At 68.7% G+C, this 13,940-nt stretch carries 16 protein-coding genes; 10 read left to right on the top strand and 6 right to left on the bottom strand.

Annotated elements, in window-relative coordinates:
* The first annotated feature begins 8 nt into the window (after nt 1-8).
* The 3 genes from ABZX02_RS20535 to ABZX02_RS20545 are packed head-to-tail and all read left to right on the top strand — an operon-like array spanning nt 9 to nt 3,173.
* The gene (locus ABZX02_RS20535; protein ID WP_355300167.1) at nt 9-1,448 is read left to right on the top strand and encodes a GuaB1 family IMP dehydrogenase-related protein; all 1,440 of its coding nucleotides are present in this window, start codon (nt 9-11) and stop codon (nt 1,446-1,448) included.
* A 4-nt stretch (nt 1,449-1,452) separates the two neighbouring features.
* A complete protein-coding gene (locus tag ABZX02_RS20540; RefSeq protein ID WP_355300168.1) occupies nt 1,453-2,406 on the top strand; it encodes an ABC transporter ATP-binding protein in 954 nt (317 codons plus the stop codon).
* On the top strand, nt 2,403-3,173 hold the full coding sequence (locus ABZX02_RS20545) for an ABC transporter permease (protein ID WP_089909534.1): 771 nt from the start codon (nt 2,403-2,405) through the stop codon (nt 3,171-3,173). The genes ABZX02_RS20540 and ABZX02_RS20545 overlap by 4 nt, the downstream gene beginning before the upstream one ends.
* 53 nt (nt 3,174-3,226) lie before the next feature.
* Here the strand turns inward: ABZX02_RS20545 and ABZX02_RS20550 are convergent, their stop codons facing one another.
* Together ABZX02_RS20550 and ABZX02_RS20555 are read right to left on the bottom strand one after the other, a co-directional pair.
* On the bottom strand, nt 3,227-4,522 hold the full coding sequence (locus ABZX02_RS20550; protein ID WP_355300169.1) for a PhoH family protein: 1,296 nt from the start codon (nt 4,520-4,522) through the stop codon (nt 3,227-3,229).
* A gap of 401 nt (nt 4,523-4,923) precedes the next feature.
* On the bottom strand, nt 4,924-6,174 hold the full coding sequence (locus tag ABZX02_RS20555) for a DUF885 domain-containing protein (protein WP_355300170.1): 1,251 nt from the start codon (nt 6,172-6,174) through the stop codon (nt 4,924-4,926).
* A 229-nt stretch (nt 6,175-6,403) separates the two neighbouring features.
* Here ABZX02_RS20555 and ABZX02_RS20560 point away from each other — a divergent pair, with 229 nt between their 5' ends.
* The gene (locus tag ABZX02_RS20560) at nt 6,404-6,667 is read left to right on the top strand and encodes a hypothetical protein (RefSeq protein WP_355300171.1); all 264 of its coding nucleotides are present in this window, start codon (nt 6,404-6,406) and stop codon (nt 6,665-6,667) included.
* An 86-nt stretch (nt 6,668-6,753) separates the two neighbouring features.
* Nucleotides 6,754-7,023: a hypothetical protein gene (locus ABZX02_RS20565; RefSeq protein WP_355300172.1), complete on the top strand. Its 270-nt coding sequence runs from the start codon at nt 6,754-6,756 to the stop codon at nt 7,021-7,023.
* Nucleotides 7,024-7,084: 61 nt separating this feature from the next.
* Here the strand turns inward: ABZX02_RS20565 and ABZX02_RS20570 are convergent, their stop codons facing one another.
* Nucleotides 7,085-7,867 carry an isoprenyl transferase gene (locus ABZX02_RS20570; RefSeq protein ID WP_355300173.1) on the bottom strand — a complete coding sequence of 261 codons (783 nt, stop codon included), beginning with the start codon at nt 7,865-7,867 and terminating at the stop codon, nt 7,085-7,087.
* A gap of 77 nt (nt 7,868-7,944) precedes the next feature.
* Here ABZX02_RS20570 and ABZX02_RS20575 point away from each other — a divergent pair, with 77 nt between their 5' ends.
* The gene (locus ABZX02_RS20575) at nt 7,945-8,616 is read left to right on the top strand and encodes a hemolysin III family protein (RefSeq protein WP_355300174.1); all 672 of its coding nucleotides are present in this window, start codon (nt 7,945-7,947) and stop codon (nt 8,614-8,616) included.
* 46 nt (nt 8,617-8,662) lie between these two features.
* The gene (locus ABZX02_RS20580; RefSeq protein WP_355300175.1) at nt 8,663-8,869 is read left to right on the top strand and encodes a hypothetical protein; all 207 of its coding nucleotides are present in this window, start codon (nt 8,663-8,665) and stop codon (nt 8,867-8,869) included.
* Between the two features lie 45 nt (nt 8,870-8,914).
* On the opposite strand, the gene ABZX02_RS20585 is transcribed toward ABZX02_RS20580, so the two are convergent.
* Complete coding sequence (locus ABZX02_RS20585; protein ID WP_355300176.1) at nt 8,915-10,309, bottom strand: class II fumarate hydratase; 1,395 nt, start codon at nt 10,307-10,309, stop codon at nt 8,915-8,917.
* 63 nt (nt 10,310-10,372) lie between these two features.
* On the opposite strand from ABZX02_RS20585, the gene ABZX02_RS20590 reads away from it, so the two are divergent.
* Nucleotides 10,373-11,341, top strand: a complete 969-nt coding sequence (locus tag ABZX02_RS20590; RefSeq protein ID WP_355300177.1) for an NAD(P)/FAD-dependent oxidoreductase — start codon at nt 10,373-10,375, stop codon at nt 11,339-11,341.
* A gap of 18 nt (nt 11,342-11,359) precedes the next feature.
* On the opposite strand, the gene ABZX02_RS20595 is transcribed toward ABZX02_RS20590, so the two are convergent.
* Nucleotides 11,360-11,821 (bottom strand): Lrp/AsnC family transcriptional regulator, encoded by a 462-nt coding sequence (locus tag ABZX02_RS20595; protein WP_355300178.1) that lies wholly within the window; start codon nt 11,819-11,821, stop codon nt 11,360-11,362.
* Nucleotides 11,822-11,904: 83 nt separating this feature from the next.
* On the opposite strand from ABZX02_RS20595, the gene ABZX02_RS20600 reads away from it, so the two are divergent.
* Nucleotides 11,905-12,870 (top strand): Glu/Leu/Phe/Val dehydrogenase dimerization domain-containing protein, encoded by a 966-nt coding sequence (locus ABZX02_RS20600; RefSeq protein ID WP_355300179.1) that lies wholly within the window; start codon nt 11,905-11,907, stop codon nt 12,868-12,870.
* Nucleotides 12,871-13,002: 132 nt separating this feature from the next.
* On the top strand, nt 13,003-13,431 hold the full coding sequence (locus ABZX02_RS20605) for a hypothetical protein (RefSeq protein WP_355300180.1): 429 nt from the start codon (nt 13,003-13,005) through the stop codon (nt 13,429-13,431).
* A gap of 44 nt (nt 13,432-13,475) precedes the next feature.
* Here ABZX02_RS20605 and ABZX02_RS20610 read toward each other — a convergent pair whose 3' ends face one another.
* Nucleotides 13,476-13,886: a L,D-transpeptidase gene (locus ABZX02_RS20610; RefSeq protein WP_355300181.1), complete on the bottom strand. Its 411-nt coding sequence runs from the start codon at nt 13,884-13,886 to the stop codon at nt 13,476-13,478.
* Nucleotides 13,887-13,940 lie beyond the last annotated feature (54 nt).

Consider the following 13,940-nt stretch of genomic DNA (forward strand, 5'->3'; position numbering starts at 1 on the left):
GGAAGCACGTGCGGTTCATCGAAGGGCATCGACCCTCTTACGACCTGACCTACGACGACGTCTTCCTCGTCCCCGGCCGCAGCGCCGTGGAGTCGCGGTTCGGCGTCGACCTCTCCACCTCGGACGGCACCGGGGCCACGATCCCCATCGTCGTCGCGAACATGACGGCGGTGGCCGGGCGGCGCATGGCGGAGACCATCGCTCGTCGCGGCGGGCTCGTCGTCATCCCGCAGGACGTGCCCACCGAGGCCGTCGCGGAGATCATCGCGTGGGTCAAGGAGCGGCATCCCGTGTGGGACACGCCGCTGACTCTCACCACCGGTGACGCGGTCGCGGACGCGTGGAACCTGCTGCACAAGCGGGCGCACGGGGCTGTGGTCGTGGTGGACGACGGAGGACGGCCACTCGGCGTCGTCGACGAGGCGGCGCTCACCGGCGTCGACCGGTTCGCGCGGCTCGGGGACGTCATGAACACCGACGTGCTGAAGCTGTCGCTCGACTCGCGGCCGCAGGACGTGTTCGACGAGCTCCACCACAGCGCGCACAAGGTCGCGTTGGGCGTGGACGAGGCGCACCGCCTGCGGGGTGTGCTGATCGAGCTCACGGCGCTGCGGGCCGAGGTCTACAAGCCGGCGACGGACGACGACGGGAAGCTGCGGGTCGCGGCGGCCGTCGGGGTCAACGGGGACGTCCAGGCCAAGGCCGAGGCGCTGGTCAAGGCCGGGGTGGACGTGCTGGTCGTGGACACCGCGCACGGGCACCAGGAGAAGATGCTCGCGGCGCTGAGGGCGGTGAAGGACGCGAATCCCGGTGTGCCGGTGGCGGCGGGCAACGTCGTGACCGCGGAGGGCGTGCGCGACCTGGTCGAGGCCGGCGCGGACATCATCAAGGTCGGTGTCGGGCCGGGTGCGATGTGCACGACCCGCATGCAGACCGGTGTCGGGCGGCCGCAGTTCTCCGCCGTGGCCGAATGCGCCGCGGAGGCCCGCAGGCTCGGCAAGCACGTGTGGGCCGACGGCGGCGTTCGGCACCCGCGCGACGTCGCTCTCGCCCTCGCGGCCGGGGCGTCCAGCGTGATGGTCGGCAGCTGGTTCGCGGGCACCTACGAGTCGCCCGGCGACCTGCAGCGCGACGAGCGCGGAAACCTCTACAAAGAATCCTTCGGAATGGCGTCCAAGCGCGCCGTCACGGCTCGCACGCGCGGCGACAACGCGTTCGAACGGGCCAAGAAGGGGCTGTTCGAAGAAGGCATCTCCACGTCGAAGATGAAGCTGGACCCGGTGCGCCCGAGCGTGGAGGACCTGCTCGATGCGATAACGTCCGGCGTTCGCTCGGCCTGCACGTATGCCGGTGCGACCTCGCTCGAGGAATTCCACGACAAGGCTGTGCTCGGCATCCAGTCCGCCGCTGGGTTCGCGGAAGGAAGGCCGTTGCCAGGGGGATGGTGAGAAAGTGGACGAAGCGGTCTCGGTAAGAGATCTCCGCAAAGTCTATAGAACGGGACAAAAACCCGCGGTGGACGGATTGAGCTTCGACGTCCGCCGCGGGGAGGTCTTCGGACTGCTCGGCCCCAACGGCGCGGGCAAGACGACGACCGTCGGCGTCCTCACCACGCGCGTCCGCCCCACCGCGGGGCAGGCGCTCGTGGAGGGCGTCGACGTCGTGGCCGACTCCAAGCGCGCCCGGCAGCTGCTCGCCGTCGTGCCGCAGCGCAACAACCTCGACCGCTCGCTCAACGCGCGGCAGAACCTCCTGTTCCACGCGGCGTACCACGGCATCGGCCCGAAGGAACGCCAGCGGCTCGCCGACGACATCCTCGAGCGGATGGGCCTCAAGGACCACCAGAACGCGCTCGTCGACACGTTGTCCGGCGGTCAGGCGCAACGGCTGATGATCGCCCGCGCGCTCATGCACCGCCCGAAGGTGCTGTTCCTCGACGAACCGAGCACCGGCCTCGACCCGCAGGCCCGGCTCTTCGTCCACGAACGCGTCGCCGCGCTGCACGCCGAGGGCGTCACGGTCGTGCTCACCACGCACGACATGGACGAGGCCACCAAGCTCTGCGACCGCGTCGGCATCGTCGACCACGGCAAGCTGCTCACGCTCGACACCCCGGACGAGCTCACCAAGACCCTGCCCGGCAGCAACACGGTCAGCGTCACGGTGAGCCCGAACGGCCACGACACCACGAAGATCACCCAGGGACTGTCCGAACTGGACGGAGTGCAGCAGGTCGAGGAGCTGAACTCCACGTTCCGCGTCTACACCGACAGCGACACCGCGATCACGCTGCCCGCCGTGCTGAACGTGCTGCGGGACCTCGACGTCACGGTCAGCGACGTCGCGATCGGCAAGCCCAGCCTGGAAGACGTCTTCATCCACCTGACCGGCAGGGAGCTGCGGTGAGCCAACTGACGACGTTCCGGGCGATCCTGTGGCGAGACGTCTTCGTCACGGGTCGCGAGCTGCCGAGCTTCCTCGCCCAGGTGATCATCCAGCCGTTCTTCATCCTCTTCATCTTCGCGAAGGTGCTGGGGGACATCGGGTACGTGCAGGACGACTTCGCGCAGGTGCTGTTGCCCGGCATCATCGCGATGAACGGGTTCTTAGGTGCCTTGCAGAACACCACGCTGCCACTGGTGCTCGACTTCTCCTGGACGCGCGAGATCGAGGACCGGCTGCTCGCGCCGATCTCCATCCCGCTCGTGGCGGTGGAGAAGATCGTGTTCGGTGCGATCCGCGGCTTCTTCGCGGCCGTGCTGATGGTGCCGGTCGGGTTCGTGATGCTCGACGTCTCGTGGGCGTGGTCGGGGATTCCCGGTGCCCTGCTGGTGATCGTTCTCGGCTGTCTCGCGGGCGGCAGCGTCGGCCTGGTCATCGGCACGTCCGTGCCCGCGCGCCGGGTGAACGTCATGTTCGCGGTGATCCTCACCCCGATCCTGTTCACCGGCTCGGCGCAGTTCCCGTGGCGCTCGCTCAGCGACGACCTGCTGTGGTTCAAGGTGGTCTGCGCGCTCAACCCGCTGACGTACGTGAGCGAGGGCATGCGTGCGGAGCTGGTGCCGGACGTGCCGCACATCCCGTTGCCGATCGTGCTGCTGGTGCTCGTGGTCGCGATCGCGGGCTTCGGCGGGCTTGGGTTGCGGGGCTTCATGAAACGAGCCCTCGACTAGAACGGAGAACGGCCCCGCGCAACGAGTGCGCGGGGCCGTTCTCGGTCAGGACGCTAGGAGGCGTAGTCCTCCTCCAGCATCTCCGTGACGAGGGCCGCGATCGGCGACCGCTCCGAGCGCGTCAGGGTGACGTGGGCGAAGAGCGGGTGGCCCTTCAGCTTCTCGATCACCGCCGCCACGCCGTCGTGCCGGCCGACCCGCAGGTTGTCGCGCTGCGCCACGTCGTGCGTCAGCACCACCCGCGAGTTGCTGCCCAGCCGCGACAGCACGGTCAGCAACACGTTGCGCTCCAACGACTGCGCCTCGTCGACGATCACGAAGGAGTCGTGCAGCGATCGGCCGCGGATGTGGGTGAGGGGCAGGACCTCGAGCATCCCGCGGTCCATCACCTCTTCCACGACCGCCTGGCTCACCAGCGCGCCGAGGGTGTCGAACACCGCCTGCGCCCACGGCCCCATCTTCTCGTTCTCACTGCCCGGCAGGTAGCCGAGCTCCTGGCCGCCGACCGCGTACAGCGGCCGGAAGACCACGACCTTGCGGTGCTGCCGGCGTTCCATCACCGCTTCGAGACCGGCGCACAGCGCCAGTGCCGACTTGCCGGTGCCGGCTCGTCCGCCCAGCGAGACGATGCCGACCTCCGAATCCAGCAGCAGGTCCAGGGCGATCCGCTGTTCGGCGGACCTCCCGTGCAGTCCGAACGCCTCCCGATCTCCGCGCACCAGCCTGATCTGCTTGTCCGCGGTCACCCGGCCCAGAGCGCTCGACGTGCCCGCCAGCAACCGGATCCCGGTGTGGCAGGGCAGTTCGGCGATGTGCTCCAGGTCCTCGTACTGGGTCGGGTCGACGACGTTCTCCTTGAACAGGCTGTCCACCAGGGACTGCGGAACGTCCATGTCGGACATTCCCGTCCAGCCTGACAGGGTGACGTCGTGCGCCCGGTACTCCTCCGCCGGCAGGCCGACCGATCCGGCCTTGACCCGCAGCGGCATGTCCTTCGTCACCAGGGTGACGTTGCGTCCCTCAGCAGCGAGGTTGAGGGAGCAGGCGAGGATTCGGGCGTCGTTGGAGTCCGTTCGGAAACCTGATGGCAACACCTCCTGGTCGGAGTGGTTGAGCTCGACGTGCAAGGTGCCTCCCAGGTCCCCGATGGGAACCGGCGAATCGAGGCGACCATGCCGCAAGCGCAGGTCGTCGAGGAGGCGCAGGGCTTCCCTCGCGAACCAGCCCAGTTCGGGGTGGTGGCGCTTGCCCTCCAACTCGCTGATCACCACGAGCGGGAGCACGACCTCGTGCTCCGCGAACCGGGTGGGGGCGAGAGGGTCGGACAGCAGTACCGACGTGTCCAGCACATATGTCGTGATGGCTGGGGCGGCGGACTTGCGCCGGGAGGAAGAACTGCGCGATGAGCCTGAGGAACGGCTCGCGGGACGTCGTGCGTTCACGGCAACTCCCTCACGAACGCGGCACCCGCGTCCGCTCCTCGCTGGGCCAGGCACCACCCTGATCGGTCGTCTCACCCTCCGCCGGCTAAGGCGTCAGGCAGGTCGACCACGAGGGCCGGGTGCCGGCCCCCTCGCGACGTTTTCTGCCACGATCAGAGCCTCCCTGCGCGGTCCGCAGTGGTCGCGTCCCGCCGCTTTCGAAGTTACCTGTGGAAGTGCCCCATCTGCACGAAGCCACACAGGTGAATCCGAATTTGTCATCTTCCGGACAACAACCCGAAACGTGACCGCTCGCGTGTTTCCGCTGGTCACATGCTGTTCTCGTGCGTGTTGCGGGCAAGCCACGACAGGCCGTCCCTGACCTGGGGTTCGAGTGATTTCGGCACGAGCGGTTCGTCGAGAAGTCTCAGATAGCGGGAGTCGAGTGTTTCGCCCGGTGCGCGGACGTCGAGCCAGGCACGCACCAGACGCACTCCTTCGACGTATGTGGTCGTGTACGCGCGCCACAGCGGATCCGCCAGAAAACGAACCATTTGCCGTGCGCGGCGGTCGGGGACTAGCAGCCACCTGCGCAGATGCGCAACCACGTCATCCTGATCCGCACCACGATCGTGTAGCAGCAGGGCGGCGTCCTGCCGGACCGTGAGCAGGCCCGACGCCGCCGACTCGACCTTTTCGGACAGTTCGCCGTCCATTCGCAACCCGAGGTCGCCGAGGATCTGCTCCGTCCACACGCCCCAGCCCGGCCCGACCGCGGCGTGCAGGCCCAGGTCCGCCATGCCCTCGGCCATCAGGCACTGAGGCGTGTTGATCAGGAAGATCGACTGCTCCGCGTGGCCGCGCTTCGCGACCAGGCCGGACTCCTTGCGGCAGTGCTCGGTGTGGTGGCCGGGGTAGGACTCGTGCGCGACCAGGTGCGGCAGGTTCGACATGCGGTGGTTCAGGTCGGCGTTGATCGCGACGCGGCTGCGGTAGCGGCCCAGGTAGTAGTTGAAGCCGCTCCACGGCTTGTTCGTGACGACCTGGTACTCGACGATCTCCTGCTCGGGCAGCGCGTACTTGCTCCGCACCCGGTCCCGCAGCGCGCTCGAGAGGGCCTGCACGGCGCCCTGGAGCCGGCGTGCGGGCACCTCGTCGGACGTGCGGAACGCCGTGAGCCGGTCGGCGAGCGAGCCGGGACCCTCCAGCACCGCGTCGAGGTCGCGGTGCGCGAGCGCGTACGAGTCCTGGTCGCCGGGGCGGATGCGGACCTGGAAGTACTGCTCGACCTCGTCGACGAACGAGACGCGTTCGCCGTCGAGCTTGCGCGCCGTGCACTCCAACGCCCTCAGGTGCGCGTCGAGGAACTGCTTGCGCTGTTCGGCGAGGTCGCTGCCGGGCAGTTCGCGGCGCAGCAGGCGGGCGTGGTCGCCCAGCGCCCTGGGGTGCAGGCGCGGTTCGTTGTCGACGGAGCGGCTCAGCGCCGGGTCGCCCGTGTACGAGTCGACGAACCCGGACACGAGGCGCCCGAGCCGAAGCCCCAGCACCAGGTATCCGCGCACGAGCTCGTTGGCGTCCATGAGTCGGAGAGCTTAGGGCGTCTACCACAGCGACTTACTCGCGACCGAATCGTGAAACGACGACCACCCCATCGGGGAATGTTGTTGATCTTGCCGTCACACAATGGTGTCACTCGTGCGGCCGATTGCGATCATTGCCTATAGCGTTTCCGCCCGGAGACCCCACCGCTCCGGAGATCCCCGAAGACTCCGGAAATGACGGGGATAACCCGACATGAAGGAGAATCACATGAAGAAGGCTTGTGCCGTGGTGGCTGCTGCCGCCGCGCTGTCGCTCGCGTTCGCCCCGGCCGCCATGGCCGGCGAGGGCCACGGTCACGGTGGACACCACTGGAAGAACGGCCCCCTGCTGGTTCTGCTCAACGGCAACAACCTCAACGGCACCATCGGCGCCTGCGGCAACAACGTCGGCGTGCTGGGCGGCGCTGTGCCGATCAACTCCCCGTCGATCACCGAGACCTGCGCGGCCGGCGGCATCGTCGACGAGGGCTGATCTCCCTTTGTTCTACGTCTGGGGACGTCATTCTGGCGTCCCCAGACGCGTTTTTCCCCGCTTTAAACCTTCATGAGGAGAAAATCGTGCTGAAGAAGGCTGCTGCCGCCCTGGGCGTCGCTGCTGCGTTCGTTGCCATCGGTTCCCCGGCGATGGCCGCTCCCGGCCACCACTGGGTCAACGAGCCGCTGCTGATCGTCGGCAACGCCAACAACCTGAACGGTGTTGTCGGCGCGTGTGGCAACAACGTCGGCGTGCTCGGCGCTGCTGTCCCGGTGAACTCGCCCTCCATCACCGAGACCTGCGCCGCCGGCGGCATCGAGGACGGCGACGACTTCGGCCACTACTGGGGCTGATCGCCGCTCTTGCTCGGAAAAGGGGCGCCCACCTTCGCGGTGGGCGCCCCTTCGCGTGGGCTCAGCTGCCGTAACGGCGGTGGCGCTTGGCGTACTCGCGCAGGGCGCGCAGGAAGTCCGTGCGCCGGAAGCCCGGCCAGTAGGCCTCGCAGAACCAGAACTCCGAGTGCGCCGACTGCCAGAGCATGAAGCCGGAGAGCCGCTGCTCACCGGACGTGCGGATGATCAGGTCAGGGTCAGGCTGCCCGGACGTGTAGAGGTGCTCCGCGATGTGGTCGACGTCGAGCACCTCGGCGAGCTCCTCGATCGTCCCGCCACGTTCCGCGTGCGCCTGCAGGAGCTTCCGCACGGCGTCCGCGATCTCCTGCCGCCCGCCGTACGCGACGGCGACGTTGACCTGGATGCCGGTGCGGTCCTTGGTGCGCGCCGAGGCGTTCGTGAGCCGCTCGGCGTGCTCCTTCGGCAGCATGTCGATGGCCCCGACGTGCCGCACGCGCCACGGCTTGCCGTCGCCCGCCAGCTCGTCGGTGATGTCCGCGATGATGTCGAGCAACGGCGCGAGCTCGTCGTTGTCGCGGTTGAGGTTGTCGGTGCTCAGCATCCAGAGGGTGACGACCTCGACGTCGGCGTCACCGCACCACTCGAGCAGTTCGAGGATCTTGCGCGCGCCGGCCCTGTGCCCGTGCGCGACATCGGTGAAGCCTGCTTCCCTGGCCCACCTGCGGTTGCCGTCGAGGACCACGCCCACGTGCTTGGGCACCTGCGTGTTCGCGCTGAGCTCGCGGCGGAGGATCCACTCGTAGAAGTGGATAGCGACGTCTTTCACACGGGTGCGGAGTGCCACGCTCGAACAGCGTACGCCGTGCAAGGTTCATCACTGAGCCGCGGTAGGAAACCTACGGTCGCGTAACCTAGAGCCTCGTGACCACTGCGACCGTTCCTCCCCAGCCCGGACTGCGGCCGCGCCTGCGTGGATGGCTGCACTTCTGGTCGTTCATCGCCTCGGTGGCGACAGGCGCGACTCTCATCGCTCTGGCGGCGTCCACAGTGTCCGGCCGAGCCGCCCTCGCCACCTCCGTCTACGGCCTGACGGTCCTGGGCCTCTTCGGCGTCTCGGCGCTGTACCACCGCGTGACGTGGAAGTCGGACCGCGTCCGGACGTGGATGAAGCGCCTCGACCACTCGATGATCTTCGTGTTCATCGCCGGCACTTACACGCCGTTCGCGTTGCTCGCGATGGATCCCGGGACCGGGTCCACCGTGCTCTGGGTCGTGTGGACCGGGGCGTTGCTCGGGGTGACGTTGAAGCTGGCCTGGCCGCACGCGCCGCGGTGGCTCGGGGTGCCGATCTACATCGCGCTCGGGTGGGTGGCGGTGTTCGTGCTGCCCGAGCTGTTGCACCACGCCGGGGTTGCGGCGTTGGTGTTGCTGTTGGTGGGTGGGGCGCTTTACACCGTGGGGGCGGTGTTCTACGCGACCCGGTGGCCCAATCCTTGGCCGCAGGTGTTCGGGTACCACGAGTTCTTCCACGCTGCGACTGTGGTGGCGGCGATCTGCCACTACATCGCCATCTGGCTCGCGATGTACTCCTGACCTGCACTTGGCCGGCTGAAGGCGGGCCGGTGCGTACGGTCGACGCATGAGTGTCGAAGAGGGCGCAGCGACTGATGTCGATCTCGTTCGCATCGAGGTGGACCGCACAACCGCTGCTGTGCTTCGCGACGCGCTCTACGGCTGGGGCGAACACATCGCGGCGGGAGCTCCGTTGCCCGACTTCACGCCGGAGGAGACCAGTCGGCTGGGCAAGGTGATCGAGAGCCTCGAGCGGCAGCTGCGGCGGAGGTGAACGAGTCCGGTGCCGGGCGAACCCGGCACCGGAACCTTCAGCCGATCAGCGGCCGCCGCGCGCCATGTGCAGCACGTCCAGAGCCGCGTCCAACTGCTCCTCGCTCAGCTTCGAAGGCACGTGCCCGCGCTCCAGCACCACCTCGCGGATCGTCTTGCGCTCCTTCAACGACTGCTTGGCGATCGAAGCCGCTTCCTCGTACCCGATGTACCGGTTCAGTGGCGTCACGATCGACGGCGACGACTCCGCGTACTCCCGCATCTGCGAGACAGCGGGCTCGGTGCCCACGAGCACCTTGTCCGCGAGCAGGCGGGCCACGGCGGCGAGCAGGCGGGACGACTCCAGGACGTTGCGGGCGATGACCGGCAGCATCACGTTGAGCTGGAAGTTGCCCTGCGAGCCGGCGAACGCGACCGCGGCGTCGTTGCCGATGACCTGCGCCACGACCATCATCGTGGCCTCGGAGATCACCGGGTTGACCTTGCCCGGCATGATCGACGAGCCCGGCTGGAGGTCCGGCAGCGCCAGTTCGCCCAGGCCCGTGCGGGGGCCGGAGCCGAGCCAGCGGAGGTCGTTGGCGATCTTGAACAGTGCCACGGCGGTGGCGCGGAGCTGGCCCGACATCTCGACCACGCCGTCCTGGGTGGCCTGCGCCTCGAAGTGGTCGCGAGCCTCGACGAGCGGGAGGCCGGTCGCGGACGCCAGCTCTGCCGACACGAGGGCGCCGAACTCCGCCGGCGCGTTCAGGCCGCTGCCCACTGCGGTGCCGCCGATCGGCAGTTCGGCCAGGCGCGGGACGGACGACGTCAGGCGTTCCACCGAGTAGCGGATCTGGGAGGCCCAGGCACCCGCCTCCTGGCCGAGGGTGATCGGCACGGCGTCCATGAGGTGGGTGCGGCCGGACTTGACGAGGTCGGACCAGTCCGCGGCGCGGGACTCGAGGACTTCGAGCAGGTGGGACAGGGACGGGATCACGTCGGTGACGACGGCCTCGGTCGCGGCCACCCGCAGGGTGGTCGGGAACGTGTCGTTCGACGACTGCGAGGCGTTGACGTGGTCGTTCGGGTGGACGTCGCGGCCCAGGGCGCGGGTGGCCAGGGTGGCGATGACCTCGTTGGCGTTCATGTTCGACGACGTGCCGGAGCCCGTCTGGAAGACGTCGACCGGGAAGTGGTCGTCCCACCGGCCGGCGGCGACCTCGTCGGCCGCGGTCGCGATGGCCTCCGCCACGTCCGCGTCGAGGACGCCCAGTTGCGCGTTGGCTCGGGCCGCCGCTGCCTTGAGCAGGCCCAGTGCTCTGATCTGGGCGCGTTCCAGGCCTCGACCGGAAATCGGGAAGTTCTCGACCGCGCGTTGGGTCTGGGCGCGCCACAATGCGTCGACCGGCACGCGGACCTCACCCATCGTGTCGTGCTCGACGCGGTACTCCTGTTCAGACATACCTCCGAGTCTCTATGGTCGATCACAGCACTGCCACCCACCACTGGCAGAAGGGCACCACTCATGGAGCGTGACGTCGACCTCCTCATCGTGGGAGCTGGTCCCACGGGGTTGTTCGCCGCTTACTACGCAGGCTTCCGGGAGATGAACGTCGCCGTCGTGGACGCCCTGCCCGAACCGGGCGGTCAGGTCACGGCGATGTACCCGGAGAAGATGATTTTCGACGTGGCGGGGTTCCCGGCGGTGCGGGGGCGCGACCTCGTCAACGGGCTGGTCGAGCAGGCCGCGCAGTTCAAGCCCACCTACCTCCTCGGCCGTCAGGCGCGCACGTGTGAGTCCATTGAGGACGGTCTGCGGATCGGGCTCGCGGACGGGTCGACGATCAACGCCAGGGCTGTGCTCATCACGGCGGGCATGGGTGAGTTCAACCCGCGCCCGCTGCCCGCCGGTGACGGGTGGCTGGGTCGCGGCATGGTGCACTTCGTGCCGGTGCTGGCCGAGCACGCCGGGCAGCACGTGGTGATCGTGGGCGGTGGCGACTCGGCGTTCGACTGGGCGCTGGCGCTGCACCCGATCGCCGCAAGCGTCAAGATCGTGCACCGCAGGGCCAACTTCCGCGCGCACGCGGCCACCGTGCGGCAGGTGCGGGAGCTCGGCGTCGAGATCATCACGGACGCCGAGGTGCTGGCGTTGCGCGGCGAACCACTGTCCGAAGTGGACGTCAAGGTCAAGGGTGGCGACGCGCGGACGTTGCCCGCGCAGACGGTCGTGGCCGCGCTCGGCTTCACCGCCGACCTCGGGCCGATCGAGTCGTGGGGGCTCGAGCTCGACCACCGCGCGGTCCTCGTCGACACCACCATGAAGACCAGGCTGGACCGGGTGTACGCGGCCGGCGACGTGGCGCAGTACCCCGGCAAGGTCAAGCTCATCGCCACCGGGTTCGGCGAGGCGGCGACCGCCGTCAACAACATCGCGGTGGCGCTCAACCCGTCGGCGCACCTGTTCCCCGGGCACTCCAGCGACGGCACCTGACGCGCGGGCCGGGGGCCGTCAGGCCCCCGGCAGCGGCGCCGGGTCGTGCTTCTCCAGGTGCTGGAAGATGATCGAGGTGCGGAACCCGACGATCTCCCTGCGCTGACTGAACCTGTCGACCAGGAACGCGTGCAGCCGGTCGTTGTCCTGCGCGCCCACGTGCACGACGAAGTCGTCGTTGCCCGCCATCACGTACACCGCCGTCACCTCCGGCAGGCTTGCGGCGAAGGCCTTGAACGAGTCGATCACGGCGCGGCTCAGCGGGCGGACCTGCACCGACACCAGCGCCTGCACGCCGCGGTTCAGCGCGGACGGGGCGATGTCGGCGTGGTAGCCGCGGATCACGCCGCGTTCGCGCAGCAGGCGCGTGCGTTCCAGGCACGTCGAGGGCGCCACGCCCACCTTGCGGGCGATGTCGCGGTTCGACTGCCGGGCATCGCGCTGCAGTTCGCGCACGATCGCCGAATCAAGTTCATCCATCTCGCTCCTCAGGTCGCCGAACCGAACGAAGTTCGGAATCAGCTCGGCAGCACTGCTTTTCACCCTAACTTCGAGCACGAACGGTGGCTGAAGTTCGGGAGGGAACGCAGATGTGGGAGCACGAACGACTCGTCGTCCGCACCGGTCGGCGGTCGGGGATGACCACGATGGTCGCCCTGCACTCGACGCAGGCGGGTCCGGCGGTCGGCGGGTGCCGGATGAAGGCGTACGACCAGGTCACCGATGCCGTCACCGACGTGCTGCGGCTGTCCAGGGCGATGACGCGGAAGTGCGAGGCGGCCGGGATCCCGCACGGTGGAGCCAAGAGCGTGATCGTGGTCGACCGGGAGCTCACGCCGGAACGGCGGCGGGCCGTCCTGCTCGACCACGCCGACCTGATCAACGAGTTCGGCGGCGCCTACCGCGCCGGACCGGACGTCGGGACGGGGCCGGACGACATGCTGGTGCTCAAGGAGCTCACGCCCCACGCCTACTGCCTGCCCGAGGAGCACGGCGGCACCGGGTCGTCGAGCGGACCCACGGCACGGGGTGTGCTGGCGGCGTTGCGGGCGGCGGCGCGGCACACGTTCGGCACGGAGGACCTCGCCGGTCGCAAGGTCGTGATCAGCGGGTTCGGGTCCGTGGGGGAGTTGGTCGCGCGCGGTCTCCCGGGGGCGGACGTCGTCGTGTCCGATGTGGACCAGAGCCGGCGCACCGGCGAGTTCGGCTGGGTGGCGCCGGAAGAGGCCTACCGGACCAAGGCCGACGTGCTCGTCCCGGCGGCGGTGGGCGGGGTGCTGAGCCCGGAGACGGTGCGGGAGCTCGACGTCCGGGTGGTGGTGGGACCGGCCAACAACCAGCTCACCGAAGACGGGGTCGAGGCGTTGCTGGAGGAACGCGGCATCGTGTGGGTGCCCGATCACGTGGCGAGCGCCGGCGGGGTGATCTACACGCTGGCGCGCGAGGACGACGGGGACGACCACGAGACAGCGCTGACCAGGGTCGACGCGATCGAGGCGACGGTGCGGAGACTGCTGGCGCGTCAGTGAGGCGGCAGCAGGACGTCGGCGAGCGACTCGAACGGCTCACGGGCTGGTTGCCGAACGGTCTCGCCGGGCGCGTGGCGGTTCCGGGGCGCGATGATGGGCGCCGGTGTACCGAGATCGCTCGAGGAGAACAGCATGACCCGGTGGAAGCTGGTCGCGGTGCTCGCCGCGGTCACCGCGCTCGGGGGCTGCTCCTCCGGCCAGAGCTGGGCCGTGAAGCTCACGCCGACCGGGCTGCCGCAGTTCGTCGACACCGCCTGCGGTGCGCCGGCGGTCACCGAAGCGTGGGTCCAGGCCGACTCGAAGGACGTCTGGCGGGTCGGGTTCGCCCCGCCGGCCAAGCTCCGCGAGCTCGCCGTGGGCCAGAAACCCGAGGGCCTGCAGGAGAAGGTCGCCTGGCAGCGGCCGAACGGCGACGCGCGCCTGACGCTGACCGTGCGGCTGGAGGACGGCAGCACGCCCGCCGTGGAGTTCACGCTCGACGGGCTGCGCGACGGCAAGGTCAAGTTCGAGGACGACTACTTGAGCGGCGCCGAGTTCGAGCAGGAACGCGCTAAGTGCTGAAGGCCTGACCAGTGCCACCGGTCAGGCCCCCAACTCGGGACGGTCTACGGCAGCACCTGCACCTGCTCGCCGACCATCAGGTTGTCGTAGAACACGAGCGACGCATCCATGGGCATCCGGATGCAGCCGTGCGACTGGACTGCCGTGTCACCCTGGTGGAACGCGATACCGGTCGTGGTGAAGTACACCGCGTTCGGCATCGGGCCGTTGTAGGGGACGCTCCAGTCGTTCTTCACCTTGCGCAGCACCGAGAACGTGCCCACCGGGGTCTCGTACCCCGGCTTGCCGTGGCTGATGGTCACCGGCCCGTAGCTCACCTGGCCGTTGAACACCAGCCACGCCTGGTTCGAGTGCTTCTCCAGGCACGCTCCGTTGTAGACGGTGCATCCCGCCTGAGCATTCGCGGGAACAGCAAAGCCGAGGATCAGGAGCACCGTCGCGATCAGAACTCGCATCTCTCATCACCCCTCGGTAGTGGGGTGACCACTATCGGGTGATCTCAATCATAA

Origin of the sequence: Lentzea sp. NPDC003310 (assembly GCF_040610935.1) — a bacterium.
Classification (GTDB): domain Bacteria; phylum Actinomycetota; class Actinomycetes; order Mycobacteriales; family Pseudonocardiaceae; genus Lentzea.

Bases quoted from the DNA above. Each gene is read 5' to 3' on its own strand.
- ABZX02_RS20555 (WP_355300170.1), bottom strand. From the start codon at position 6,174: ATGGACGCCAACGAGCTCGTGCGCGGATACCTGGTGCTGGGGCTTCGG.
- ABZX02_RS20560 (WP_355300171.1), top strand. From the start codon at position 6,404: ATGAAGAAGGCTTGTGCCGTGGTGGCTGCTGCCGCCGCGCTGTCGCTC.
- ABZX02_RS20580 (WP_355300175.1), top strand. From the start codon at position 8,663: ATGAGTGTCGAAGAGGGCGCAGCGACTGATGTCGATCTCGTTCGCATC.
- ABZX02_RS20585 (WP_355300176.1), bottom strand. From the start codon at position 10,309: ATGTCTGAACAGGAGTACCGCGTCGAGCACGACACGATGGGTGAGGTC.
- ABZX02_RS20590 (WP_355300177.1), top strand. From the start codon at position 10,373: ATGGAGCGTGACGTCGACCTCCTCATCGTGGGAGCTGGTCCCACGGGG.
- ABZX02_RS20595 (WP_355300178.1), bottom strand. From the start codon at position 11,821: ATGGATGAACTTGATTCGGCGATCGTGCGCGAACTGCAGCGCGATGCC.
- ABZX02_RS20605 (WP_355300180.1), top strand. From the start codon at position 13,003: ATGACCCGGTGGAAGCTGGTCGCGGTGCTCGCCGCGGTCACCGCGCTC.
- ABZX02_RS20610 (WP_355300181.1), bottom strand. From the start codon at position 13,886: ATGCGAGTTCTGATCGCGACGGTGCTCCTGATCCTCGGCTTTGCTGTT.